This is a genomic window from Kitasatospora sp. NPDC114501, from assembly GCF_055633695.1.
The window spans coordinates 120329-144619 of record NZ_JBVKDS010000008.1; the positions used below are offsets into that span (position 1 = coordinate 120329).

The window sequence follows — 24291 nt, forward strand, 5'->3', positions numbered from 1 at the left end:
AATAGCACTAGCGTCCACATGATGCCGTACGTTCCGCGAGAGTGCCATCCCCCCTCACCTCGACCAGAGCGTCATCTCTCTGCCAGGCATCCAGATGACAGGGCGGGACGCTGGACGGGGCCGCGTGCACTGATAGACGATCAGTTCGCTCCCAATGGTCCCAGCACGGATAGCGAACTTGCCGCTGTACCGTCAAATATCTGCCAGATCTCCTCAGTCCCCAGACTGGAAATCCACCGTCCTCAGCGCCCACCGGCACCACTTCGCAACCCGGTCGGCCTTTCCCCGGAGTCGACATGACCGAGCCCTACCTGCGTCACCACGACAGCCAGGCCCCTGAGGGTCGGCGTGCACGTGTGTTCCTGGCCGCCCCGCTGATGCGACTGACCGGGCCGGCCGACAGTGTGGTGACGCTCGCCAGCCGGACGCGGTTGACGACGCTCCGCACGACCCTGCTCCGCAGCGGTGCCGCCGTGTACAGCGCGCACCACAGCGACGCCTGGACCATCTCCGGCCGCGCTCCGGAGCCCCGCGTCCCCTCCGACTTCCGCGCCCTGCAGTCCGCGGACCTGGTGTTCGCCTACGTCGGGGCCCCGCTCTCGGCCGGCGTGAGCCTGGAGCTCGGCTGGGCGTCGGCGCTGCGCAAGCCCATCGTCCTCCTCGTCGACGAGGCCATCACCCACAACCCGCTGATCGCCACCATCGAGCAGGTCGCCCCCGTCCTGCCGCTGGTCTTCGACGACACCTGGTCGCAGGAGGCCCTCAACCACACGGTCGAGACCGCCCTGGACTGGGCCGGCATGGCGCTCTCCCTGCGCGAGGGCTTCTGGACCGCCCCCGGCGAGCAGTTCAACGTCCCCCGGCAGTCGCCCCCGGTCCCCGGCTACTGGCCGACCGGTGCCGCCACCGGCTGAGCGGCGAGTAACCACCGGACCTCCCCTCCCGGACTCCCCCTCCCGGGTTCCCCCGCCCGGACTCCCGGCATCCGCCGGCCCCCTTCGGAACAGCGCCTCCGCGCCGTACGGCTCCTGCGGCCGGGCGGTGCGACCGGCCGCCGCGGGCCCGCTCAGCCCGTCCGGCCGACCGTCCGCCCGCCGCGTGAGCCCGCGGGCGAACGGTCGGCCGGCTCCGCTACCAGCGGCCCGGGTTCCAGTAGCCGGAGTTCCAGCGGTCGCCGGAGCGCCGGCCGGTCCGTCAGTCATGGCGCTCGCCCCGGAGCTGCCAGCCGAGATGGAACAGGGTGCGGGCGCCGTAGCGGTCGCGCAGCCGGGAGATGTGGGCGGCGACGGTGCGTTCGCTCACGCCCAGCCGGGTGGCGACGGCCCGCTGGGTGAGGCCGCGGGCGAGCAGCCGGCCGATCCGCACGGTGGTGACGGACGGCGGGTCGAGGTGGCGGGCGGCGGGCGTGGCGCGGGCCCAGTCGCGTTCGAACTGGGCGGCCAGGTAGGCGACGGTGGTGGGATCGGTGAGGAAGACCGCCCGGCCGCGCTCCTCGTCGGCGGGGATGACGGCCACCGCGCGGTCGAAGACCAGTACCCGCTCGTACGGTTCGGCGAGGACCCGGACCTGGGCGCCCTGTCCGGTGCGCAGGGCCACCTGGCTCCGCACGGCGGGGTCGGCGAGGGCGACCGGCTGGTAGACGGTGCGCAGCGAGCAGCCGCGGCGGAGCAGCGAGAGGTCCTGGGCGAGGGCCGTCCGGAGGCCTTCGACCGGACGCGGCCCGGGCTGGGCCGCCAGGACCTCCTGCCGGCACTCCGAGACGAGCTCGGCGATCCGGCGGCGGACCTCGGCGACGTCGTCGACGGTGCCGGCCCCGGAATCGACGGCCCTGCTGTCGACGGCGCTGCTGCCGGCGGCCCCGGTGTCGGCGGTCGGAGGGCAGACGGACGGCGAGCCGGGGCCCGCCCCCGGGTGGCGGGCCGCGTCGTAGGCGCGGGCCAGCGGCCCCAGGGCGTCCGGGAGCCGCTCGGCGTACTGCAGCAGGCGGACCGCGCGGGTGCGCAGGTGGAATCCGATCCGGTCGCCGACGGCGCGCGGACTGGCGGCGGTCCAGCCGGTGGCGGTGGGCGTGAGCAGGCCGCGGGCGACGAGGGCGGCCAGGGTGGGGCGGTCGGCGGGGGCGAGGTCCTCGGGGCGCAGCCGCCCGCCGCCCCGGACGGCGGCGAGGTAGAGGGCCCGTTCGGCCGGGCCCGGCTCATCGGTCATCGCGGGCGCCCCGCATCAGCCAGCCGAGCTGGAAGAGGGTCTGGGCGCCGTAGCGGTCGCGCAGCCGGGAGATGTGGGCGGCGACGGTGCGTTCGCTCAGGCCCAGCCGGGTGGCGACGGCGCGCTGGGTGAGGCCGCGCGCGAGCAGCCGGCCGACCCGGTCGGGGACGGTGCGGGCGGGTGCCTGGCCGAGGGCGGCGGCCTCGGCGGTGTCGGCGCGGGCCCAGTCGCGTTCGAAGGTGCCGACCAGGTAGGTGATGGTGGCCGGGTCGGTGATGAAGGCGGCGGTGCTGTTGTCGTCGTTGGCGGAGATCACGGCGACGGACCGGTCGAAGACGATCAGCCGCTGGAAGGGCTCGTCGAGCACCCGGATGAGCGAGCCGTGCCGGGTGACCTCCTCGGCGTAGGCGAGGGCGGGCGGGTCGGCGAGGGCGACCGGCTGGTAGATGGTGCGCAGCGAGCAGCCGCGCCGGAGCAGTTGGACGTCCTGGAGCACGGCGACCTGGAGCATGTCGGCGGGCCGGTGGCCGGGCTGCGCGGTGAGGACCTCGGAGCGGCAGTCGGAGACCAGTTGGGAGATCCGCTGGCGGATGTGGACGTGCCCCTCGACGTGGACGGCGCCGCCGGCCCGGTCGGTCGGGCGGGGCATCGCGTCGTAGGCCCGGGTGAGGCCGTCCAGGGCGCCCGGCAGGTTCTCCGCGCGGACCAGCAACCTGGTGGCCTCGCTGCGCAGTTCGGCGCCGAGGCGGTCGCTGACCGAGCGGGGGCTGACCGCGGTGTAGCAGCGGTCCATCCGGTTGACCATCAACAGGCCGATGTCGATGAGCTGCTGGAGCGCGTCCCGGTCGACGTCCGCGACCTCGCCGGTGGGGACGCGGCCGCCCGCGGCGATGATGGCCAGGTAGAGCTGTCGCGCGGCCTCGTCGGGCTCCTCGCCCACCGGCCCGTGCTGCGGTGTGACCGCCGGTTCCGCCGTCACGTCGCACTCTCCCTGCCGGACGCCTCGCCTGGTGCTGCCCGCGCTCCCCGCCGCGCGGGCCACGGCACCGGTGGGCCGGGCGGGCTCACGGTACCGGTGGGCCGGTACGGCGTGACCATGGATCAGGCGGTCACGGTACCGGGTGGGACGGCGGGCCCCGGGTCCGGGTGCCGTCGCACGCCGGATCACCCGGGGGCCGCCGTCGGTACGCCAATGCCAAGGCGCTCCCGTCGAGGCGGAGCAGCAACGCCTCGACGGGTCCGGCAGGAGGTCATCACCACACATGGCCCCCGGCCGGCGCTCTTCGCTCCCCCGTTCCGCCGGCGCGAGACGTGTCGCACCCGCGGTCAGTCGAAGAGCCAGTCGCCACCATCAGGCTGCGGTGCCTGGACGACTTGACGTGCCTCCACCCTCACAGCGTGACGGCCGGTGGACAAGTGCCGCCCGAGTGCATGTTCGCGCAATTGCAGCTATCTGCATCCCGGTGCGGACGCGGCGGTTCGGCCGGTGGGGTGGATTCCGGTGGAACCGGGCCGGGCGGCGGGAGTCGGCGCCGCCCGCCACCCATCTCGGGTCGACGGTCGGCGGCCCCCGGCCGTGCGCGTTCCTGCACCGGCGGCGTGCTCCTGAGCTGCGCGGCCGGCCCGCCGGGGTGCCCGCCGCCGTCGTCAGCGGGCCAGCAGTCGGCGCCGCGCCAGCCCGGTCGCGGTGCCGCCCGCGGCGAGCACCCAGGCGAACGCCAGCAGCAGGTAGAGGCCGACGGCCAGCCCGCTGAAGCCCCCGAAGCCGGTGTGCCGGGCCAGCGCGGAGGCGCCGGTGACGCAGGTGCCGACCGGGAAGGTGTACGCCCACCAGGTCATCGCGAAGGGCATCCCGGCCCGCCGGGCGCGCAGGTTGGCGGTGAGCGCGACGGCCAGCCAGAGCATCGCGACGCCGATCACCGCCACGCCGTACAACTCGGCGAGGTCGACCATGGCGGGCGCCAGCGCGGGCAGCACCGGGCGGGCGGCGTCGGCGAGCTGGTGGACCGCGGTGACGGACTGGCCGAGCGGGCCGAGCACCAGGAACAGCGAGGGGGTGAGCGCCAGGGCGGGCAGCTTGCTGTGGAGCAGCCCGGTGAACACCACCGGCAGCAGCACCAGGGTGGCCAGCAGGCCGATCCCGAACAGGGCCCAGCAGCCGTACAGCATGGCCTGCTGGGCCGTCCCGGCCGGCAGGTGGGGGACGAGCGCCGGGCCGCAGGCGGAGGCGACCAGCGGGGCGACCACCGGCAGCAGCCAGGTCGGGTTGGCCTCCAGCGCGGAGAGCGGGTGCCGGGTGATCATCAGGTACGGGATGCCGCCGGCCACGGCCAGCGCGTACAGGGTGCCGAACGTCCACAGCACCGCGTCCAGGGCGACCGCCGGGCCGGTGCCGATGACCCGGGAGCCGAGCAGCAGGGTGCCCAGCCCCACCGCCAGCAGCGCCATCGGCGGGCAGCCGTAGAAGACCGCGGTGGCCGGGTCGTCCAGCAGCTGGGCGCGGGCCGCCTCGCGGTGCCGGGTCAGGTGGACCAGCCGGGCCCCGGCCAGCACCAGCAGCGCGGCCAGCGCGAGTGCCCACATCACCTCGCCGAAGCCGGTCAGCCCGGGCAGCCGCACCGGCAGGACGGCGGCGCCGTTGGCCAGGATCGCGGTGCCCATCACGGCGGCGTACCAGTTGGGGCCGAGCTGGGCGAGGTCGAACCGGGGGCGGACGGCGGGGCGGGCGAGGGGGCGGGTAGCCGCCAGAGTGGACATGCTCCCACCGTCGCCCGGACGGCCCGGCGGCCGGTAGCGCCCGGGCTTCTATGGGGGCATAGCCTGGACCTATGCCCCTCTCCCCGCACGTCCCCGAACTCGGCGCCCTGGAACTGCTGCTCGCGGTGGCCCGGCTGGGCAGCGTCGGACGGGCGGCGGCCGAGCTGGGCGTCAGCCAGCCGACCGCCAGCGCCCGGATCAAGGGCATGGAGCGGCAGATCGGCGTCCCGCTGCTGGACCGCTCGCCCCGGGGCAGCCGGCCCACCGAGGCGGGCCGGCTGGTGGTCGAGTGGGCCCGGCAGGTGGTGGAGGCGGCGCAAGCACTGGACGCCGGGATCGACGCGCTGCGCGAGCGGCGGGACGCCAAGCTGCGGGTGGTGGCCAGTCTGACCGTCGCCGAGTACCTGATGCCCGGCTGGCTGCTCGGCCTGTCCGAGGCCAGCCCGGGGACGGCGGTGACGCTGCGGACGGCGAACTCGGCGGACGTCGCCGGGCACGTCCTGGCCGGGGAGGCCGACCTCGGCTTCGTCGAGGGCCCGTCCGCCCCGCCCGGACTGGCCTGCACGGTGGTGGCGGCGGACCGGCTGGTGGTCGTGGTGGCGCCCGGCCATCCGTGGGCGCGCCGCCGCACCCCGCTGACCGGGGCCGAGCTGGCGGCCGTCCCGCTGGTGCTGCGCGAGCCCGGCTCGGGTACCCGGGAGGTCCTGGAGACGGCCCTGCGACCGTACGGGGGCGCGGCCCGGCCCCGGATGGAGCTGGCCTCGTCCACCGCGCTGAAGGCGGCGGCGATGACCGGGGCGGGACCGGTCTGCCTGAGCGAGCTGGTGGTGCGGGAGGAGCTGGCCACCCGGCGGCTGGTCGAGGTGCCGCTGGCGCAGGAGCTGGACCTGCGGCGGCCGCTGCGCGCGGTCTGGCCCGCCGGGCAGCGGCCGGGCGGCCCGGCCCGGGAGCTGCTGGGGCTGACCCGGCGGTCCACCGGGCGTTCACCGGAGCGTCGGGGCGCGACCGGAGTCGGGAAAGGTTGAGCGGAATACACTCAACTTAGTGCATGCTGTACGTGGCAGCGCTGTTCGTTCTGTCGTACGTGGCAGCGCTGTACGTGGCAGTAGTGAACGACGACCAGGGAGGACCCCCCAGCAGTGGACGCCAGCAAGTTCACCACCAAGACGCAGGACGCCCTGTCCGCCGCCATCCGGCAGGCAGGCACGGCCGGCAACCCGGACGTCAGGCCGGTGCACATCCTGATCGCCCTGCTGGAGCAGCCCGAGGGCATCGCCCGGCCCCTGCTGGAGGCGGTCGGGGCCGACGTCGCCCGGATCGACGCCGAGGCCCGCCGCCAGGCGGCCGCGCTGCCCAGCGCGATGGGCTCGACGGTCGCCGCGCCGCAGCTCGCCCGGGACACCGTCGCGGTGCTCACCGAGGCCGGCCGGCGCGCGAACGACCTGGACGACCAGTACGTCTCCACCGAGCACCTGATGGTCGGCCTGGCCGCCGAGGGCGGGCAGGTGGCCGAGCTGCTGGGGCACCAGGGCGCCACACCGAAGGCGCTGCTCGCCGCGTTCAAGGACGTCCGCGGCAGCGGCCGGGTCACCTCACCGGACCCGGAGGGCACCTACAAGGCGCTGGAGAAGTACGGCACCGACCTCACCCAGGCCGCCCGGGACGGCAAGCTCGACCCGGTGATCGGCCGCGACCACGAGATCCGCCGGGTGGTCCAGGTGCTCTCCCGCCGGACCAAGAACAACCCGGTGCTGATCGGCGAGCCCGGCGTCGGCAAGACCGCCGTGGTCGAGGGCCTGGCCCAGCGCATCGTGGCCGGCGACGTGCCGGAGTCGCTGCGCGGCAAGCGGCTGGTCGCGCTGGACCTGGGCGCGATGGTCGCGGGCGCCAAGTTCCGAGGCGAGTTCGAGGAGCGGCTGAAGGCCGTCCTGAACGACATCAAGGCCTCCGACGGCCAGGTCGTCACCTTCATCGACGAGTTGCACACCATGGTCGGCGCGGGCGCCGGCGGCGACTCCGCGATGGACGCGGGCAACATGCTCAAGCCGATGCTGGCCCGCGGCGAGCTGCGGATGGTCGGCGCCACCACGCTGGACGAGTACCGCGAGCGGATCGAGAAGGACCCGGCCCTGGAGCGCCGCTTCCAGCAGGTGCTGGTCGGCGAGCCCAGCGTGGAGGACTCGATCGCCATCCTGCGCGGCCTCAAGGGCCGGTACGAGGCGCACCACAAGGTGCAGATCTCGGACGCCGCCCTGGTCGCCGCGGCCACCCTGTCCAACCGCTACATCACCTCCCGCTTCCTGCCCGACAAGGCGATCGACCTCGTCGACGAGGCGGCCTCCCGGCTGCGGATGGAGATCGACTCCTCCCCGGTCGAGATCGACGAACTCCAGCGCGCCGTGGACCGGTTGCGGATGGAGGAGCTGGCCCTGGAGAAGGAGTCCGACCCGGCCTCGGTGGACCGGCTGGCCCGGCTGCGGCGCGATCTCGCCGACAAGAACGAGCAGTTGAGCGTGCTCACCGCGCGCTGGGAGCAGGAGAAGAAGAGCCTCAACCGGGTCGGCGAGCTCAAGGAACGGCTGGACGACCTTCAGGGCGCGCTCGAACGCGCCCAGCGCGACGGGGACTTCGAGCGGGCGTCCAAGCTGATGTACGCCGAGATCCCGGCCGCCGAGAAGGAGCTCACCGACGCCCAGGAGCGCGCCGCCGACCAGGACTCCTCCGCCTCGATGGTCAAGGAGGAGGTCGGCCCGGACGACGTGGCCGACGTGGTCGCCTCCTGGACGGGCATCCCGGCCGGCCGGCTGCTGGAGGGCGAGAGCGCCAAACTCCTGCGCATGGAAGATGAGTTGGGCCGACGCCTGATCGGCCAGCGGGAGGCCGTGCAGGCCGTCTCGGACGCGGTGCGGCGCACCCGCTCCGGCATCGCCGACCCGGACCGCCCGACCGGCTCCTTCCTCTTCCTCGGCCCGACCGGCGTCGGCAAGACCGAACTCGCCAAGGCCCTGGCCGACTTCCTGTTCGACGACGAGCGGGCGATGGTCCGGATCGACATGAGCGAGTACGGCGAGAAGCACTCGGTCTCCCGGCTGGTCGGCGCCCCGCCCGGGTACGTCGGCTACGAGGAGGGCGGCCAGCTCACCGAGGCCGTCCGCCGCCGTCCGTACAGCGTGGTGCTGCTGGACGAGGTGGAGAAGGCGCACCCGGAGGTCTTCGACGTCCTGCTCCAGGTGCTGGACGACGGGCGGCTCACCGACGGCCAGGGCCGCACGGTGGACTTCCGCAACGCCATCCTGATCCTCACCTCCAACCTGGGCAGCCAGTACCTGGTCGACCCGACCACCCCGGAGGCGGAGAAGCGGGAGCTGGTGCTCGGCGCCGTCCGCTCCGCGTTCAAGCCGGAGTTCCTCAACCGGCTGGACGACATCGTGGTCTTCGAGCCGCTGGGCACCGCCGAGCTGAGCCGGATCGTCGACCTCCAGGTGGCCCGGCTGGGCGAGCGGCTGCAGGAGCGGCGGCTCACCCTGGAGGTCTCCGAGGCGGCCCGCGACTGGCTGGCGCTCACCGGCTACGACCCGGCGTACGGTGCCCGCCCGCTGCGCCGGCTGGTGCAGTCCGCGATCGGCGACCAGCTGGCCCGGGCGATCCTGTCCGGCGCGGTGCACGACGGGGACACCGTCGTGGTCGAGCGGGACGAGACGGGCGACCGCCTCACCGTCCGCGGCCGGGGGCCGCTGGAGAAGTAGCACCGCCGGGGCCCGGTTCGCACCCGGGCCCCGGCTCGTTCCCCGTCACTCGGCAGCGGTCACTCGTCCGCCGTCACTCGGCCGCCGTCACTCGGCCGCGGTCACTCCGCCGCCGACCCACCGCCCGACCGCAGCAGCCGCCGGGCCCGGTCCCGGCGGCTGCGCGCCAACCGGTGCAGCTCGGCCACCTGGGCGTCCGGCAGCCCCCAGGTCTGGGTCAGCAGCCGCAGCGTGGTCACCCGCGGACAGGACACCTCCCGTTCCAGGTCCCGGATCGACCGCACGCTCAGCCCGGTCGCCTCGCCCAACTGCTCCTGCGTCATCCCCCGGTCCAGCCGGATGCTCCGCAGCAGCGCCCCGAGCGTCGCGCCGTCCCCCGTCGCTCCACCCATGCCCGCTCCCTCCCCGATTCCGGACCGTCCGCCTCAGGACGGCTCAACTCTCCCGGCAGTAACGGTATTTGACCGAAGCGAATTCCGTCGCGCGCCGACCTCGACCGCTCCGCGAGGCAGCCGGACCAGCGCGCCGGGCGCGTGACCCGGCGCCCGCCATCCCCTCCGCGCGGCCCCCGCCCGGACCCGCGCCCCGACCCCGTCCCCACCCCGCGCACCCTCCGTGACCGCCACCCGTTCCACCCCGGCCGGAGGCACCGGACGACGCCGCGAAGAACGCCGGACGAAGATCGACGCACCCCTCGGCTGCCCCTGTGAGCGGAGGCCCGGATGAGGCAGGATGGGAGGTGGAAAGGGCGGCCTCTCATTGCCGGCCACCACGTGCACTGAGGAAGAGGACCCCCATGAGCATCGACCCGTCGTCCATCCCGTCCTTCGGCGTCCCCCAGGGCGGCCAGCCCGGCGGCCAGGGCGGGCGGCCGGCCGGCCCGCCGCCGATCGTCGTCCCGGACCAGGCCCTGGTGACCCAGCTGCTGGACCAGATGCAGCTCAAGCACGTCGTGGACGAGGAGGGCGACCTCACCGCCCCCTGGGAGGGCTTCCGTGTCTACTACATGTTCCGCGGCGAGCAGAAGGAGCTCTTCGCGGTGCGCGCCTTCTACGACCGCGCGTACCCGCTGGAGAAGAAGGGCGAGATCCTCGACCTGATCGACGAGTGGAACCGTGAGACCCTCTGGCCCAAGGTCTACACCCACACCCACGAGGACGGCGTGGTCCGCCTGATCGGTGAGGCCCAGATGATCGTCGGCACCGGCGTCAACCTGGACTACTTCGTCACCACCACCGCCAACTGGACCCAGGCCTCGGTCGGCTTCGAGCAGTGGATCGTCGAGCGCCTCGGCCTCCAGAACGAGATCGAGGGCGAGGACGGCAAGGGCACCGAGGGCACCGACGGCACTGACGAGGCCTGATCGCGCCCGCACGCCCGGTACGGCCCGCCACCGCCTCAGCCCGGTGGCGGGCCGTTCTTGTCCCCGGCTCGCGGCTGTCCCAGGATGGCCCTGACGACGAGCCGTGAGGGAGCCACCGATGGGTACCAGGCCACTGCTGAACCGCCGACTGGCCGGGATGGGCACGACGGTCTTCGCGGAGATGTCCGCGCTGGCCACAGCCACCGGCTCGATCAACCTCGGCCAGGGCTTCCCGGACACCGACGGGCCCGAGGAGGTCCGCGAGGCGGCCGTCCGGGCCCTGCGCGAGGGCCGCGGCAACCAGTACCCGCCCGGCCCCGGCATCCCCGAGCTGCGCACCGCGATCGCCGAACACCAGCGGCGCTTCCACGGGCTCTCGTACGACCCGGACACCGAGGTGCTGGTCACCGCCGGTGCCACCGAGGCCATCGCCGCCACCCTGCTGGCCCTGCTGGAACCCGGCGACGAGGTGATCGCCTTCGAGCCGTTCTACGACTCCTACGCCGCCTGCATCGCGATGGCCGGCGCCACCCGCCGCCCGCTCACCCTGCGGGCCCCGTCCTTCCGCCCCGACCTGGACGAACTCCGGTCATCGATCACCCCGCGCACCCGGCTGCTGCTGATCAACACCCCGCACAACCCGACCGGCACCGTCCTCACCGCCGAGGAGCTCGCCGCCGTCGCCGCGATCGCCGTCGAGCACGACCTGCTGGTCGTCACCGACGAGGTCTACGAGCACCTGGTGTTCGGCGCCACCCACCACCCCCTCGCCGCCCTGCCCGGCATGCGCGAGCGCACCGTCACCATCTCCTCGGCCGGCAAGACCTTCTCCTTCACCGGCTGGAAGGTCGGCTGGGTCACCGCGAGCCCCGAGCTGGTCGCGGCCGTGCGCACCGCGAAGCAGTACCTCACCTACGTCAGCGCCGGCCCCTTCCAGTACGCCGTCGCCGAGGCGCTGCGGCTGCCCGACACGTACTTCGACACCCTCCGCGCCGACCTGCTGCGCAAGCGGGACCTGCTGGTGGACGGCCTCACCGCGGCCGGCTTCCGGGCCTTCACCCCCGAGGGCACGTACTTCGTCACCACCGACATCACCCCGCTCGGCGAGAAGGACGGCATCGCGTTCTGCCGTGCCCTGCCCGGCCGTTGCGGCGTCGTCGCGATCCCGAACGCGGTGTTCTACGACGACCCGGAGGCCGGCCGTAGCCTGGTCCGCTTCACTTTCTGCAAAAAGGACGAGGTGCTCCAGGAGGCCGTCACCCGCCTACAGCGCCTGTGAGCGGCCGCACGCCCCCTTTCGCGCTCCTCGAACAGGGCTGCCGGTGATCCGACACCAGTTCTGATGGATCATCAACTCACTTGATCTATACGCCTGTTTGGTGCCACGGTGGCAGTCCTCCCGCCGCGTCGGCACGCCTCCGCCGCCCTCCGCGCCCCGCGTTCGGAGGGCGGCGGTGCGTGATGCACCTCGACAGCGCACACCCGGCGCGCACGGCGCACGAGCCGGTGATAGGGGCGCGCGCTGTGCAGACTCGCACATGGGCTCGATCAGAGCCGGGAAGCAGGTGTGCTCGAAACGGTGAATGCTTGACAAAGTTGGGTAAATCACCGGCGGACCCGGCGTATTCGTGCTTCTCTGCTGCTGAATCTCCAGCCGGAATCCTTCCTTCCACGGTCGGCCGCGCCCAGGGCCGGACAGCCACGAACAGCCTCGCCATCGCCTAGGCCTACTCGCTGCTGCTCGGCGGGCGCGCACGGAGCTGAAACGCGGAGCCGAGCATGCTCACCACACTGCAGACCTCCTACACGGACACCCGCGCCGGTGACCTCGCCTGGTGCCTCGGCGGCGACCCGCTGCCCGCTCTCGCCGTCCGCGACCTGAGACTCGACGGAGCCGGCCGTCCGGGCACGTCCGGCGCCCTCCAACTGCGCCTGCTGGGCGCCTCCCACCAGGTGGTGATCGACGCCGGCCCCGGCCGGTGCCTGGAGACCGTCGCCTGTCTGCCCGGCCGCCGCACCCCGCTGCCGGCCCGGGTGGCCAAGCAGGTCGGCGGCTGGGAGTACGAGTTCGCCGCCCGGATCGAAGCGCTGCCCCCGCACGACTTCGCGGCCCGCGCCCAGGAGCTGCTGGCCCTGGTCGAGGGGCACCCGCGGGGCCTGGCCGGGGTCTTCCCGGGCGACCCGAGCGCCTTCACCGCGCTGGTCACCCAGGGCGGCGCGGACCGGCTACTCTGGCGCACCTGGCACGCCTACCCCCAGGAGGGGCAGCTGGTGTGCACCCGCTCCTCCCTGGTGGTGTCCGGGCCATGACCGCCCGCAGCCCGGAGCGGTGCACCGATCCGGCCGCAGGCCGCCCACCACAGGCCTACGAATCGCACGCAGGAACGGTTCGTCAATCCGACGTCGCCCACTGTCCGTCGGATGGGCGCAGCCATCCGTCCCGCACGTCCCCTAGCGTTTGTTCGTGATCAACCATCCGGCCGGTCCGCCCGCACGCCCGCGAGTGGACCTCGACGACGGCACCCCCCTCCGGCCCGGGCGAGGCCTCGCCCCACTGCCGCCCACCCGCCGTCGGTCCCGGCTGCGCTCCCGCCCCCGGTTCGCCCGCCTGACCGTCCTGCTGGCCGCGTTCGTCTGCGCGGCCTGCGGACTCGTCTACGAGCTCGAACTCGTGGCGCTCGGCGACTACCTGCTCGGGGACACCGTCACCCAGACCTCCGTCGTGCTCTCCGTCATGGTGTTCGCCATGGGCCTCGGCTCGCTGCTCGCCAAACGGTTCACCAGCCGGCCCGCCACCGCCTTCGCCCTCGTCGAGTGCGCGCTCGCGCTCACCGGCGGACTCTCCGTCCTCGCGCTCTACTCCTGCTGGGCCTGGATCGGCCGCTACCAGGCCGCCATGGTCGGCCTCACCTGCCTGATCGGCATCCTGATCGGCGCCGAGATCCCGCTGCTGATGACCCTCATCCAACGGATCCGGCGCGAGGACGCCGGACGGGCCGTCGCCGACCTGTTCGCCGCCGACTACGTGGGCGCGCTGATCGGCGGCCTCGCCTTCCCGTTCCTGATCCTGCCCACCCTCGGGCCGGGCGACGGCGCCCTGCTCACCGGCGCCGTCAACGCCGTCGCCGGAGCGGCCGTGGTGCTCTGGCTGTTCCGCGAGGAACCCGCCCCCCCGATACGACGGCTGCTCTGGGGCGGCTGCCTGCTCGTCCTCGCCCTGCTCGCGGCGGCCGCGGCCGGCTCCGACGCCGTCGAGCGCGCCGCCCGGTACGCCCTGTACGGCGACCAGGTCCGCTACGCGACCCGCGGCCGCTCCCAGGAGATCGTGCTCACCGGTCCCGCCGAGGGCCCGCTCCGGCTCTACCTGGACGGCCGGCTCGCGGTCTGCGGGCCCGACGAGTACCGGGGCAGCGAGGGCCTGGTCCACCCCGCCATGGCGGCCGGCCCGGACGCCCGGGTGCTGCTGCTCGGCGGCGGCGACGGCCTCGCCCTGCGGGAGGTGCTGCGGCACCGGGGCGTCCGCACCGTCCGGCTGGTCGACGCCGACCCGGCCCTCCCCCGGCTCGCCCGCACCGACCCCGCGCTCGCCGCCCTCGGCGGCCGCTCACTGGACGACCCCAGGGTCCGCACCACCGCGGCCGACCCGATGGCCTGGCTGCGCGGCGCGGACGCCTCCGGCGGGGACGGCCCTGGTGGGGACGGCCCGTACGACGTGGTGCTCGCCGACCTCCCGGCCCCGGCCGACGGCGGGCCGGTCAAGTTCCACTCCCAGGAGTTCTACGGCCTCGCCAGCCGGCTGCTCTCCCCCGGCGGCCGGATCGCCGTCCGCGCCGGGAGCGACCTGGACGGCCTCTGGCGGATCGAGTCCGGCCTGCGGACCACGGGACTGCGGACCGCCCCGTACGCCGTCCCGGGCAGTGCCACCGCCGGCTGCCGCCCCGGCCCGCCGGACGGCGCCGAGAACTTCCTCCTCGCCTCCGCCACCCCGCCCCCGCTCACCCTCGCCCCCGACGCGCCACCACCCCGCGCCCTCACCCCCGACACCCTCCACACCACCGCCACCCGCCTCACCGCCCTCCGCCCCGCCCACCCCCCGGCCGCCCTCACCCTCCTCGGCCCCCGCTGACGCCGCGGGAGCGACGGCCGGGCACGCGCCGGGCGGCCCGGCGATGGTGCGACGGCCAAGGGGACGGGTGGGGCGGGGAAAATCTGGTGGTGGTGGGTAGGGACCGTGCGGGGCCCAGTCGGTAGGCTCCGTTGCATGGAGCATGAGGTTGTCGTCCCGATGTCCGCCGAGCTGGTGCGGCAGGCCTTGCAGGATCCGGCGCTGTTGGCCCGGAGCGTGCCGGGGCTGAGCACCGAGCCGGCCGCGGTCGGGGCCGGTGCTGCCGAGGAGATCAGCGGCCGGCTCAAGCTGCGGGTCGGCGGCTCCACGATCACGTACAAGGGCGTGCTGTCGCTGATCGAGGGCCGGGAGGGCGTGCTGACCGTGCTCGCCGAGGGCGAGGAGGCCCGGGGCAGCGGTGAGGTGACCGCGACCGTCCGGGTCAGCGTCGCGGACGGGGCCGAGGACGGCACCGCGGCGATCCGCTTCACCGGCGACCTCAGCGCCACCGGCCGGCTGACCGAGTTCGACGAGGAGACCCTCGACAGCACCGGCCGCCGCCTGCTCGACAGGTTCGCCGCCGCGCTGGCCGCCCCGGAGGGCGAGCAGCCGCAGGACCAGGACCAGGAGGACGCCGAAGCGGCCGAGTCCGCCGCCGACGGCCCCGAGGCCGGTGTGGTCTTCATCGAGGAGCGCCAGGACCAGCCCGGCGACGACCTGGACGACGACCTCTCCGACCTGATCGCCTTCTCCGACGCCGACGCCGAGCGCTTCGGTCTGCCCACCGGCTCCGCCGACGACGACGAGGAGGACGACGTCGACGGCGAGGGAGTCTCCGCCGAGCAGGACGGCGTCGCCGAGGAACTCCCCGCCGAGCCGCTCTTCGCGTACGAGGAGGAGCCGGCGCTCAGCGGCCCGGTGCGCCGCAGCATCGTCGGCCGGTCCGCCGAGGAGGTGGACCACGCCCCGCCGCGCGGCCCGTACGCCCCGGCGCTGCCCGCCCGCAGCGCGCGGGCCCGGGCGGCGTCCCGCTGGGGCGGCGAGGCCGGCGGGATCGTGGTGCCGGGCACCGGCGGCCGCAGCGCGGTGCCGTGGGTGATCGGCGGCTCGGTGGCCCTGCTGGGCGGCGCCGTGGTGCTGGTCAGGGCACTGCGCCGACGCTGAGCCCGGGGCGCCGCGTCCGTGTCCAGGGCCTAGACTGAACGCTCATGAGCAACGACCGCGACGCCCTGCTGGCACAGATCAAGGACAAGGCCGTCGTGCACGGCAAGGTCACCCTCTCCTCCGGCAAGGAGGCCGACTACTACGTCGACCTCCGCCGGATCACGCTGGACGGCGTGGCCGCCCCGCTGGTCGGCCGGGTGATGCTGGACGCGACCTCGCACCTGGAGTACGACGCCGTCGGCGGTCTGACCCTGGGCGCCGACCCGGTGGCCGCCTCGATGCTGCACGCCGCCGCCGCGCGCGGGCAGCAGCTGGACGCCTTCGTGGTCCGCAAGACCGGCAAGGCGCACGGCCTCCAGCGCCGGATCGAGGGCCCCGAGGTCAAGGGCCGCCGGGTGCTGGCCGTCGAGGACACCTCCACCACCGGCGGCTCGGTGCTGACCGCCGTGGAGGCGCTGCGCGAGGCGGGCGCCGAGGTGGTCGGCGTCGCGGTGATCGTGGAGCGCGGCGGCGCGGCCGCCGTAGAGGCCCAGGGCCTGGAGTACGTGACCGCGTACACCCTGGACGACCTGGGTCTCTGACCCGGTCCGGTACGACGAACGACCGAGGGCCGGTGCTGTTTCACGTGAAACGGCACCGGCCCTCGCCGTGTCCGGGTCGCCGGGCGCTCAGCCGCGCCGGTGCCGGCCGCCGCCGGCCTGGACCTGCTCGTCGTCGGCGGCCTCGATGCCGCCGGCCCGCTTCTTCTTCCGCTCGCGCAGGACCTCGACCAGGATCGGCGAGACCGAGAGCAGGACGATCAGCAGCACCGCCGGGATCAGGTACTTGTCGATCACCGGGGCGAGCGCGTCACCGAAGAAGTAGCCGATCAGCAGCATGGACTCGGTCCACAGCACGCCGCCGATCACGTTCCAGAGGAAGAACGTCCGGGCGGGCATCTCCAGGGTGCCGGCGACCGGGTTCAGGAAGGTGCGGACGATCGGCATGAAGCGGGCCAGCACCACCGCCTTGCCGGAGCCGAACTTGTTGAAGTACTCCTCCGCCTTCACCACGTACTCGCGGCGGAAGATCTTCGATTCGGGCTTGTCGAACATCTTCGGCCCGACCTTGGCGCCGATCAGGTGCCCCAGCTGGGCACCGGCGATCGCCGCGATCGGGCAGCCGACCAGCAGGACGGCGATCGGCAGCTTGGCCCCGTCGCCGAGCACCGAGGAGGCGGCGTTCGAGGCGGCGACGCCCGCGAGGATCAGCAGCGAGTCACCCGGGAAGAAGAAGCCGACCAGCAGGCCGGTCTCCGCGAAGATGATCGCGATCAGCCCGATGGCGCCGAGGGACGAGATCAGGGATTTGGCGTCGAGCAGGTTGACGGCCAGCTGGTTGTAGTCCACGGGCGCAGGATAGCGGGCGAACCTTGCCGGCGAAGCGGGCGTCCCGTACCGACGGCGCCCGGCCGGGACCGCTCCCGACCCCCGCCGGCACCGCCCGGGAACCGCCGTGCGCCCGTGCCGTGCGCCGTTCCGCATGGCGGGCTCCTGCTGACCTGCGGGCACGAGTCTGGGAAGATGGCACAGGCGTCCGGTCCGCAACGGCACACCACCCTCATGGCCGTACCGCGGAGGTCGCCTCGAACGTGCCGGAGAGCCACACCGCAACGCCGCGCGTCGGCGGGCCGGCACGGAGTCGTCACGAAGGCGTACACAGCGTCGGACAGCACCGTCCGTACGCCGCAACCCGACAGGAGCGGATCGCATGCCCATCGCAACTCCCGAGGTCTACAACGAGATGCTGGACCGGGCCAAGGCGGGCAAGTTCGCCTACCCGGCCATCAACGTCACGTCGTCGCAGACCCTGCACGCCGCGCTGCGTGGTTTCGCCGAGGCCGAGAGCGACGGCATCATCCAGATCTCGACCGGTGGTGCGGAGTTCCTGGGCGGCCAGCACAACAAGGACATGGTGACCGGCGCCGTCGCGCTCGCCGAGTTCGCCCACATCGTCGCCGCCAAGTACGACGTCACCGTCGCGCTGCACACCGACCACTGCCCGAAGGACAAGCTGGACGGCTACGTCCGCCCGCTGCTGGCGGTCTCCGCCGAGCGCGTGGCCAAGGGCCAGAACCCGCTGTTCCAGTCGCACATGTGGGACGGCTCGGCCGAGACCCTCGCCGACAACCTGGCCATCGCCCAGGAGCTGCTGGCCCAGGCCGCCGCCGCCCGGATCATCCTCGAGGTCGAGATCACCCCGACCGGTGGCGAGGAGGACGGCGTCACCCACGAGATCAACGACGAGCTGTACACCACCGTCAACGACGCCGTGCGCACCGCCGAGGCGCTGGGCCTGGGCGAGAAGGGCCGCTACCTGCTGGCCGCCTCCTTCGGCAACGTGCACGGCGTGTACAAGCCGGGCAACGTCGTGCTGAAGCCGGAGCTGCTGCGCGAGCTCCAGGACGCGATCGGCAAGCAGTACGGCAAGACCGACCCGTTCGACTTCGTCTTCCACGGCGGCTCGGGCTCGACCGCCGAGGAGATCGCCACCGCGCTGGAGAACGGCGTCGTGAAGATGAACCTGGACACCGACACCCAGTACGCCTTCACCCGCCCGGTGGCCGGCCACATGTTCGCCAACTACGACGGCGTGCTGAAGGTCGACGGCGAGGTCGGCAAGAAGAACACCTACGACCCGCGCACCTGGGGCAAGCTGGCCGAGGCCGGCATGGCCGCCCGTGTGGTCGAGGCCGCCCAGCAGCTGCGTTCGGCGGGCAAGCGCCTGAAGTGAGGCCCGCGCCCGAAGCCGGGCTCGCGCCCCGCGTAGGGCCCGCGCCCCGAGCGTGAAACACGGGTGCCCCCGGCGGAGAACCGCCGGGGGCACCCGTACGTCGGGGGGTGTCTACTGCTTGAGCTCCGCGTACGCCTCCGCGCTGCTGTCCTTCAGGAACTGCCAGCAGCGGGCCTCCTCCTCGGTCTCCTTGATCGCGCCGGCCGCCCGGGCGAGCGCCGCCAGGCAGCGCAGGAAGCCGCGGTTGCCGCGGTGCTCCCACGGCACCGGGCCGTGCCCCTTCCATCCGCTCCGCCGCAGCGCGTCCAGGCCACGGTGGTAGCCGGTACGGGCGTAGGCGTACGACTCGACGTACCGGCCGGCCGCGTAGGCGTCGTCGGCGAGCATGGCCCACGCCAGGCAGAAGGCCGGGAACTCGGCCGCGACCTGGGTCGGGGAGGCCGACTCCTCCGCCAGCATCCGGTAGGGCCGCTCCTCCTCCGGGAGGAGGGTCGGTTCGGGACCGTCGAGAAGGTTCCTGTGAATCGCCATGCCCTGAAGTCTGCCACCCGAGACGCAGGGGTCAACCGCCGTCCCGTGCGATCCACCGCCCCCGGCGCCCCGGAGCCGCCTCCGGGGCGTGTGGACATTCACCCGTTCGCCATGCCAGTGTGATGATCATGTCCGCAGCCCGATCCGTCGGCAGGCGCACCGCACCGCCCCGGAAGGGCGGTCGCCGACGCCGCCGACCGCGGCGCAGACCCGGTCCTGGCATGCTCACGGCACTGGCGCTCTCCGTCCTGGTGCTGGGCGCCACCGCGATCATGCTGACCCGCCCCACCGGTAGCCCGGACGCCGCCGCGACCACCCAGGCGAGGGTCGCCCCGCCGGCCGAGCAGGCCGCCACGGCGGCGCCGGGGCCCGAGCAGGCCCCGCCCCCGGCTCCCGCCACCGCCGCCCCGGTACCGGCCAGCGCCCCACCACCCGCGCAGCCCCCGACGCCGGCCGTCCCTCCGACGGCACCGCCGCCCGCACCGCCCGGCCCCGCCGGGCCGGACCCCGGGCCCACCATGGGCGCGGGGTCCTTCACCGTCGCCCCCGCCACCGCCAAGCCGGTCGGGCGCGGCAACGTGCGCCGCTACCGGGTCGAGGTCGAGGACGGCATCGGCATCGACGCCCCGACCGCCGCCGCGCAGATCCACGGCATCCTCGGCGACCGGCGCGGCTGGACCAACGACCGCAGGAACGGCTTCCACCTGGTCGCCGACGGCCCGTACGACTTCACCGTGAAGATCGCCTCACCGGCCACCGTGGACCGGATCTGCGGCGCCTCCGGCCTGGACACCCACGGCGAGGTCAACTGCAACGTCGGCAACCAGGTGCTCGTCAACTCCAAGCGCTGGAACACCGGTTCACCCCAGTTCAGCGGGCCGCTGGAGGAGTACCGGGCGCTGATCGTCAACCACGAGGTGGGCCACCGGATCGGCCACGGGCACGAGGGCTGCCCGGGCGACGGCAAGCCCGCGCCCGCGATGATGCAGCAGATCTACGGCCTCAAGGGCTGCACTCCCAACGCCTGGCCGTACTCGGCGGAGGGCGTGTACCTCAGCGGGCCGTCCGTCCCGTAGGACGGCCGTCCCGGCCGGGCCGGGACGGGCGGAGGCGCGTCCGACGGTTCTCGGCGGGTGCGCGAACGGGGCAGGCCCTACCGGAGCACCGGCAGGTACTCCCGGAGGTCGCTGCGCTCCCCCGAGGCGGACACCTCGCCCGACTCCACCGCCGCCGCCCAGTCCGCCCGGCCGGTGGCCAGCCGGATCCAGGTCAGCGGGTCGGTCTCCACCACGTTGGGCGGGGTGCCGCGGGTGTGCTTCGGCCCCGGTACCGCCTGGACCACCGCGTACGGCGGGATCCGCAGCTCGACCGCGCCGCCGGGCACCTGTCCGGCGAGGGCGTCGGCCAGCATCCGGGTGACGGCGGCGACCGCCTCGCGGTCGTGCGGGAAGGCGTCCAGGCCGAGCGCGTCGGCCAGGTCCTCGGCGTGCACCACGGTCTCGACCAGCCGGGACACCAGGTAGTCGGTCAGGTGGAGCGGATGGCCGCTCAGGAAGGTGACCCGCCGGTCAGGCTCCAACGCGGCCGCCCGGCCGAGCACGGCCCGCACGGTGTCGAGCGCCTCGTCGAACGCGGCGGCCACCTCCTTGGGCGGGCCGGCGAACCCGATCGCCGTGTGCTCCGTGGTCGCGGCGTCGACGAACTCGGCCATCGACGCGGCCAGCGCCGCGTAGTCGGCCAGCGGGAGCGGCGGCCCGTCCACCTCCGCGGCGTCCAGCACGGCCCGCATCTGGCTCAGCGCCAGGCTCACATGGGTCACCAGCTCCCGCACCCGCCAGGAGCCGAGCCGGGTCGGCCGTTCCAGGTCGGACTCGGTCAGCCGGTGCACGACGTCGCGCACCGCCTCGCACTGCGCCACCAACGCGGCGCTCGTCTTCTGCGGCTGATACGTACGGGACTTGGCAGGCATGGGCGTCAACATACGCCCAGGGGCGGGTGGTTCACCAGAGAACCACCCGCCCCGGAGGAAAACCGTGCCGTCAGGCCAGCAGGGCCTCGATGACGCCGGTGTGGGCGTCCTTCAGCTCGGCCAGCGAGACGCTGAACTGGCCCTGGACGTCCAGGCTTTCGCCGTCCACGACACCGATCCGGGTGGCCGGCAGGCCGCGCGCGGTGCACATGTCGTTGAACCGGAGCTCCTCGCTGCGCGGCACCGCCACGACGGCGCGGCCGGCCGACTCCGAGAACAGCAGGACGAACGGGTCCTGGCCCTCGGGCACGACGATCCGCGCCCCGTGGCCGCCCTTGAGGCAGCTCTCCACCAGCGCCTGGCCGAGACCGCCGTCGGACAGGTCGTGCGCGGCGTCGATCATGCCGTCGCGCGAGGCGGCGATCAGGATCTCGCCGAGCAACCGCTCGCGCTCCAGGTCCACCTTGGGCGGCAGGCCGCCGAGGTGGTCGTGGACGGCCTGCGACCAGGCCGAGCCGCCGAGCTCGTCCGCCGTGTCGCCGAGCAGGTAGAGCAGCTGCCCCTCCTCGGCGAAGGCCAGCGGGGTGCGCCGGGTGACGTCGTCGATGACGCCGAGCACCGCGACCACCGGGGTCGGGTGGATGGCGACGTCGCCGGTCTGGTTGTACAGCGAGACGTTGCCGCCGGTGACGGGGGTGCCGAGGACCAGGCAGGCGTCGGCCAGGCCGCGGGTGGCCTCGGCGAACTGCCACATCACGTCCGGGTCCTCGGGGGAGCCGAAGTTAAGGCAGTCGGAGACGGCGAGCGGCTTGGCACCGCCGGCCGCGACGTTGCGGTACGCCTCGGCCAGGGCCAGCTGGGCACCGGTGTACGGGTCCAGCTTGGCGAAGCGGCCGTTGCCGTCGGTGGCGACCGAGACGCCGAGGTTGGTCTCCTCGTCGATCCGGATCATGCCCGAGTCCTCGCCGACCGAGAGCACGGTGTTGCCGAGCACGTAGCGGTCGTACTGGTCGGTGATCCAGGACTTGGAGGCCTGGTTCGGGTGGCTCGCGACCTTCAGCAGGTCGGCCTTGAGGCCCTCGCCGGTGGTCGGGCGGGCCAGCCGCTCGGCGGTCGGGGCGTCGGCCTGCAGCGCGTCCTGCCAGCTCGGGCGGGCGTACGGGCGCTGGTAGGTCGGGCCCTCGTGGGCGACGGTGCGCGGCGGGACGTCCACCACGAGCTCGCCGTGCCAGAAGATCTCCAGGCGCTCGCCGTCGGTCACCTCACCGATGACGTTGGCGATGACGTCCCACTTCTCGCAGATCTCCAGGAAGCGGTCGACCTTGTCGGGCTCCACGATCGCGCACATGCGCTCCTGCGACTCGCTCATGAGGATCTCCTCGGGCGAGAGCGTGTGGTCGCGCAGGTGCACGGTGTCGAGCTCGATCCGCATGCCGCCGGAGCCGGCCGAGGCCAGCTCGCTGGTGGCGCAGGACAGGCCGGCGCCGCCGAGGTCCTGGATGCCCTTGACGAGCTTCTCCCGGAAGATCTCCAGGGTGCACTCGATCAGGAGCTTCTCCTGGAACGGGTCGCCGACCTGGACCGCCGGGCGCTTGGCCGGCTTGGTGTCGTCGAAGGTCTCGGAGGCGAGCACCGAGACGCCGCCGATGCCGTCGCCACCGGTGCGGGCGCCGTACAGGATGACCTTGTTGCCGGCGCCGGAGGCCTGCGCGAGGTGGATGTCCTCGTGCTTCATGACGCCCACGCACAGCGCGTTCACCAGCGGGTTGCCCTGGTAGCAGGAGTCGAAGACGACCTCGCCGCCGATGTTCGGCAGGCCCAGGCAGTTGCCGTAGCCGCCGATGCCCGAGACGATCCCGGGCAGCACGCGCCGGGTGTCCGGGTGGTCGGCCGCACCGAAGCGCAGCGGGTCCATCACGGCGACCGGGCGGGCGCCCATCGCCAGGATGTCGCGCACGATGCCGCCGATGCCGGTGGCCGCACCCTGGTAGGGCTCGATGTACGACGGGTGGTTGTGCGACTCGACCTTGAAGGTGACCGCGTAACCCTGGCCGACGTCGACGACGCCGGCGTTCTCGCCGATGCCGACGAGCATCGCGTCCGAGTCGGGCTTCTTCTCGCCGAACTGCTTCAGGTGGACCTTGCTGCTCTTGTACGAACAGTGCTCCGACCACATGACCGAGTACATCGCGAGTTCGGCGCCGGTCGGGCGACGGCCGAGGATCTCGCGGATGCGCGCGTACTCGTCCTCCTTGAGGCCGAGTTCGGCCCAGGGCTGGGCGGCGTCCGGGGTCTGCTCGGCGTTCTTGACGGTGTCGAGGCTCATCAGGCGTTCACCAGCTGCTTCAGGACGGAAGTGAAGAAGCCCAGGCCCTCGGTGGTCGGACCGGTGAGCGGCTCCACGGCGTGCTCCGGGTGCGGCATCAGGCCGACGACATTGCCGGCGGCGTTGGTGATGCCGGCGATGTCGCGGTACGAACCGTTCGGGTTGACGTCCAGGTAGCGGGCGACCACCCGGCCCTCCGCCTCCAGTTCGTCCAGCACCCGCTCCTCGGCGACGAAGCGGCCCTCGCCGTTCTTCAGCGGCACGACGATTTCCTGGCCCGCCGAGTAATCCCGGGTCCAGGCGGTGTCCGTGTTCTCGATGCGCAGCTTCTGGTCGCGGCAGATGAAGTGCAGCGAGTCGTTCCGGGTGAGCGCACCGGGCAGCAGGTGCGATTCGCAGAGCACCTGGAAGCCGTTGCAGATACCGAGGACCGGCATTCCGAGCTTCGCCTGCTCGATGACGGTCTCCATCACCGGCGAGAACCGGGAGATCGCACCGCAGCGCAGATAGTCGCCGTAACTGAATCCGCCCGGCAGGACGACGGCGTCGACCTGGTGGAGATCCTTGTCACGGTGCCAGAGGGCGACCGGCTCGGCGCCGGCGAGGCGGACCGCCCGCTGGGCGTCGCGGTCGTCGAGCGAGCCGGGGAAAGTGACGACGCCGACGCGGGTGGTCACTTGCCCTCCTCCTCGACGCGGACGGTGAAGTCCTCGATCACGGTGTTGGCGAGAAAGGTCTCGGCGGCTTCGCGGATACGGGCGAGCGCCGCGTCGTCGACCGGGCCCTCCACATCCAGCTCGAAACGCTTGCCCTGGCGGACGTCGGCGATCCCGGTGAATCCGAGACGGGGCAGTGCACGCTGCACCGCCTGTCCCTGGGGGTCGAGGATCTCCGGCTTGAGCATGACGTCGACTACGACGCGTGCCACTGGCACTCCCGGTGGTGTCTTCGGTGAGGCGGGGGAACTCCAGACTACCGGTGGTTTCGGGCAGGATTGCTGGCCGGGGATAGCGACGCGCGTAGACCCGAGACCCTTACGCCGCAAGGGATCCGGGCGGGTCGCCGCCGGACCGGGCCGACCGGTTTCCCCGGATTCGGCACTCGGAACGGCACCGTCCGGAGAACACCCGAATACGGCACTTGGGGACAGATCCGCCCGTCCCGCACACCGGTATCCAGGAAGAGCGCGAAGAGACGTGAATATCCGGAAAAGAATGCCGGACTCTTCGATTTCGGCCCCCTTCGGGTGCAGAATAGGGCCACCTGTCGCGGCAAGTGCTGCGTATCAGGCGAGCCGTCCGGCCCGCCCGTACGTGCTTGCGCGAGTTGGTGCACATCAGGCCCCGGTACCCC

Annotated in this window: 21 protein-coding genes; 11 read left to right on the forward strand and 10 right to left on the reverse strand. The window is 73.4% G+C overall.

Annotation, left to right across the window (positions count from 1 at the left end; all coding sequences use genetic code 11):
- The first annotated feature begins 296 nt into the window (after positions 1-296).
- Complete coding sequence (locus tag ACZ7RU_RS16660) at positions 297-914, forward strand: hypothetical protein (RefSeq protein ID WP_470341673.1); 618 nt, start codon at positions 297-299, stop codon at positions 912-914.
- A 280-nt stretch (positions 915-1194) separates the two neighbouring features.
- Here ACZ7RU_RS16660 and ACZ7RU_RS16665 read toward each other — a convergent pair whose 3' ends face one another.
- The 3 genes from ACZ7RU_RS16665 to ACZ7RU_RS16675 form a co-directional block, all read right to left on the reverse strand.
- Positions 1195-2205 carry a helix-turn-helix transcriptional regulator gene (locus ACZ7RU_RS16665; RefSeq protein ID WP_470341674.1) on the reverse strand — a complete coding sequence of 337 codons (1011 nt, stop codon included), beginning with the start codon at positions 2203-2205 and terminating at the stop codon, positions 1195-1197.
- Complete coding sequence (locus tag ACZ7RU_RS16670; protein WP_470341675.1) at positions 2195-3184, reverse strand: LuxR C-terminal-related transcriptional regulator; 990 nt, start codon at positions 3182-3184, stop codon at positions 2195-2197. The genes ACZ7RU_RS16665 and ACZ7RU_RS16670 overlap by 11 nt, the downstream gene beginning before the upstream one ends.
- Before the next feature lie 668 nt (positions 3185-3852).
- Positions 3853-4962, reverse strand: a complete 1110-nt coding sequence (locus ACZ7RU_RS16675; RefSeq protein ID WP_470341676.1) for a TDT family transporter — start codon at positions 4960-4962, stop codon at positions 3853-3855.
- A 71-nt stretch (positions 4963-5033) separates the two neighbouring features.
- On the opposite strand from ACZ7RU_RS16675, the gene ACZ7RU_RS16680 reads away from it, so the two are divergent.
- Both ACZ7RU_RS16680 and clpB read left to right on the forward strand, forming a co-directional pair.
- Positions 5034-5987 (forward strand): LysR family transcriptional regulator, encoded by a 954-nt coding sequence (locus ACZ7RU_RS16680; RefSeq protein ID WP_470341677.1) that lies wholly within the window; start codon positions 5034-5036, stop codon positions 5985-5987.
- 114 nt (positions 5988-6101) lie between these two features.
- A complete protein-coding gene (gene clpB, locus ACZ7RU_RS16685; protein ID WP_470341678.1) occupies positions 6102-8708 on the forward strand; it encodes an ATP-dependent chaperone ClpB in 2607 nt (868 codons plus the stop codon).
- Between the two features lie 101 nt (positions 8709-8809).
- On the opposite strand, the gene ACZ7RU_RS16690 is transcribed toward clpB, so the two are convergent.
- On the reverse strand, positions 8810-9100 hold the full coding sequence (locus ACZ7RU_RS16690; protein WP_470341679.1) for a helix-turn-helix domain-containing protein: 291 nt from the start codon (positions 9098-9100) through the stop codon (positions 8810-8812).
- Positions 9101-9504: 404 nt separating this feature from the next.
- Here ACZ7RU_RS16690 and ACZ7RU_RS16695 point away from each other — a divergent pair, with 404 nt between their 5' ends.
- From ACZ7RU_RS16695 to pyrE, 6 genes are all read left to right on the forward strand, one after another.
- Positions 9505-10071, forward strand: a complete 567-nt coding sequence (locus tag ACZ7RU_RS16695) for a type III secretion system chaperone family protein (protein ID WP_470341680.1) — start codon at positions 9505-9507, stop codon at positions 10069-10071.
- Between the two features lie 118 nt (positions 10072-10189).
- Positions 10190-11350, forward strand: coding sequence for a pyridoxal phosphate-dependent aminotransferase (locus ACZ7RU_RS16700; RefSeq protein ID WP_470341681.1), 1161 nt, complete (start codon positions 10190-10192; stop codon positions 11348-11350).
- A 500-nt stretch (positions 11351-11850) separates the two neighbouring features.
- Positions 11851-12381: a DUF2617 family protein gene (locus ACZ7RU_RS16705; RefSeq protein ID WP_470341682.1), complete on the forward strand. Its 531-nt coding sequence runs from the start codon at positions 11851-11853 to the stop codon at positions 12379-12381.
- A 154-nt stretch (positions 12382-12535) separates the two neighbouring features.
- On the forward strand, positions 12536-14197 hold the full coding sequence (locus ACZ7RU_RS16710) for a polyamine aminopropyltransferase (RefSeq protein WP_470341683.1): 1662 nt from the start codon (positions 12536-12538) through the stop codon (positions 14195-14197).
- A gap of 135 nt (positions 14198-14332) precedes the next feature.
- Positions 14333-15340 (forward strand): CoxG family protein, encoded by a 1008-nt coding sequence (locus tag ACZ7RU_RS16715; protein WP_470341684.1) that lies wholly within the window; start codon positions 14333-14335, stop codon positions 15338-15340.
- A 44-nt stretch (positions 15341-15384) separates the two neighbouring features.
- Positions 15385-15921 carry an orotate phosphoribosyltransferase gene (gene pyrE, locus ACZ7RU_RS16720; RefSeq protein WP_049659651.1) on the forward strand — a complete coding sequence of 179 codons (537 nt, stop codon included), beginning with the start codon at positions 15385-15387 and terminating at the stop codon, positions 15919-15921.
- Between the two features lie 87 nt (positions 15922-16008).
- On the opposite strand, the gene ACZ7RU_RS16725 is transcribed toward pyrE, so the two are convergent.
- Positions 16009-16728, reverse strand: coding sequence for a DedA family protein (locus ACZ7RU_RS16725; RefSeq protein WP_470341685.1), 720 nt, complete (start codon positions 16726-16728; stop codon positions 16009-16011).
- Between the two features lie 361 nt (positions 16729-17089).
- Here ACZ7RU_RS16725 and fbaA point away from each other — a divergent pair, with 361 nt between their 5' ends.
- Complete coding sequence (gene fbaA, locus ACZ7RU_RS16730) at positions 17090-18112, forward strand: class II fructose-bisphosphate aldolase (protein WP_470341686.1); 1023 nt, start codon at positions 17090-17092, stop codon at positions 18110-18112.
- A gap of 111 nt (positions 18113-18223) precedes the next feature.
- On the opposite strand, the gene ACZ7RU_RS16735 is transcribed toward fbaA, so the two are convergent.
- The gene (locus ACZ7RU_RS16735) at positions 18224-18643 is read right to left on the reverse strand and encodes a DUF3151 domain-containing protein (RefSeq protein WP_350631934.1); all 420 of its coding nucleotides are present in this window, start codon (positions 18641-18643) and stop codon (positions 18224-18226) included.
- Positions 18644-18864: 221 nt separating this feature from the next.
- Between ACZ7RU_RS16735 and ACZ7RU_RS16740 the strand changes: the two genes are divergently transcribed.
- Positions 18865-19719 carry a DUF3152 domain-containing protein gene (locus ACZ7RU_RS16740; protein ID WP_470341687.1) on the forward strand — a complete coding sequence of 285 codons (855 nt, stop codon included), beginning with the start codon at positions 18865-18867 and terminating at the stop codon, positions 19717-19719.
- Positions 19720-19796: 77 nt separating this feature from the next.
- On the opposite strand, the gene ACZ7RU_RS16745 is transcribed toward ACZ7RU_RS16740, so the two are convergent.
- The 4 genes from ACZ7RU_RS16745 to purS form a co-directional block, all read right to left on the reverse strand.
- On the reverse strand, positions 19797-20612 hold the full coding sequence (locus ACZ7RU_RS16745; RefSeq protein WP_470341688.1) for a maleylpyruvate isomerase family mycothiol-dependent enzyme: 816 nt from the start codon (positions 20610-20612) through the stop codon (positions 19797-19799).
- A 70-nt stretch (positions 20613-20682) separates the two neighbouring features.
- Positions 20683-22938 carry a phosphoribosylformylglycinamidine synthase subunit PurL gene (gene purL / locus ACZ7RU_RS16750; RefSeq protein WP_470341689.1) on the reverse strand — a complete coding sequence of 752 codons (2256 nt, stop codon included), beginning with the start codon at positions 22936-22938 and terminating at the stop codon, positions 20683-20685.
- Positions 22938-23615 carry a phosphoribosylformylglycinamidine synthase subunit PurQ gene (gene purQ / locus ACZ7RU_RS16755; protein ID WP_470341690.1) on the reverse strand — a complete coding sequence of 226 codons (678 nt, stop codon included), beginning with the start codon at positions 23613-23615 and terminating at the stop codon, positions 22938-22940. Before purQ ends, purL begins: the two co-directional genes overlap by 1 nt.
- Positions 23612-23866 carry a phosphoribosylformylglycinamidine synthase subunit PurS gene (gene purS / locus ACZ7RU_RS16760; protein ID WP_049654013.1) on the reverse strand — a complete coding sequence of 85 codons (255 nt, stop codon included), beginning with the start codon at positions 23864-23866 and terminating at the stop codon, positions 23612-23614. The genes purQ and purS overlap by 4 nt, the downstream gene beginning before the upstream one ends.
- Positions 23867-24291 lie beyond the last annotated feature (425 nt).

Coding starts and splice junctions, on each gene's coding strand:
- ACZ7RU_RS16680 (WP_470341677.1), top strand. CDS start 5,034: ATGCCCCTCTCCCCGCACGTCCCCGAACTCGGCGCCCTGGAACTGCTG.
- pyrE (WP_049659651.1), top strand. CDS start 15,385: ATGAGCAACGACCGCGACGCCCTGCTGGCACAGATCAAGGACAAGGCC.
- purL (WP_470341689.1), bottom strand. CDS start 22,938: ATGAGCCTCGACACCGTCAAGAACGCCGAGCAGACCCCGGACGCCGCC.
- ACZ7RU_RS16705 (WP_470341682.1), top strand. CDS start 11,851: ATGCTCACCACACTGCAGACCTCCTACACGGACACCCGCGCCGGTGAC.
- ACZ7RU_RS16665 (WP_470341674.1), bottom strand. CDS start 2,205: ATGACCGATGAGCCGGGCCCGGCCGAACGGGCCCTCTACCTCGCCGCC.
- ACZ7RU_RS16695 (WP_470341680.1), top strand. CDS start 9,505: ATGAGCATCGACCCGTCGTCCATCCCGTCCTTCGGCGTCCCCCAGGGC.
- ACZ7RU_RS16745 (WP_470341688.1), bottom strand. CDS start 20,612: ATGCCTGCCAAGTCCCGTACGTATCAGCCGCAGAAGACGAGCGCCGCG.
- ACZ7RU_RS16660 (WP_470341673.1), top strand. CDS start 297: ATGACCGAGCCCTACCTGCGTCACCACGACAGCCAGGCCCCTGAGGGT.
- ACZ7RU_RS16675 (WP_470341676.1), bottom strand. CDS start 4,962: ATGTCCACTCTGGCGGCTACCCGCCCCCTCGCCCGCCCCGCCGTCCGC.
- ACZ7RU_RS16715 (WP_470341684.1), top strand. CDS start 14,333: ATGGAGCATGAGGTTGTCGTCCCGATGTCCGCCGAGCTGGTGCGGCAG.
- ACZ7RU_RS16740 (WP_470341687.1), top strand. CDS start 18,865: ATGCTCACGGCACTGGCGCTCTCCGTCCTGGTGCTGGGCGCCACCGCG.
- ACZ7RU_RS16700 (WP_470341681.1), top strand. CDS start 10,190: ATGGGTACCAGGCCACTGCTGAACCGCCGACTGGCCGGGATGGGCACG.
- fbaA (WP_470341686.1), top strand. CDS start 17,090: ATGCCCATCGCAACTCCCGAGGTCTACAACGAGATGCTGGACCGGGCC.
- ACZ7RU_RS16690 (WP_470341679.1), bottom strand. CDS start 9,100: ATGGGTGGAGCGACGGGGGACGGCGCGACGCTCGGGGCGCTGCTGCGG.
- ACZ7RU_RS16735 (WP_350631934.1), bottom strand. CDS start 18,643: ATGGCGATTCACAGGAACCTTCTCGACGGTCCCGAACCGACCCTCCTC.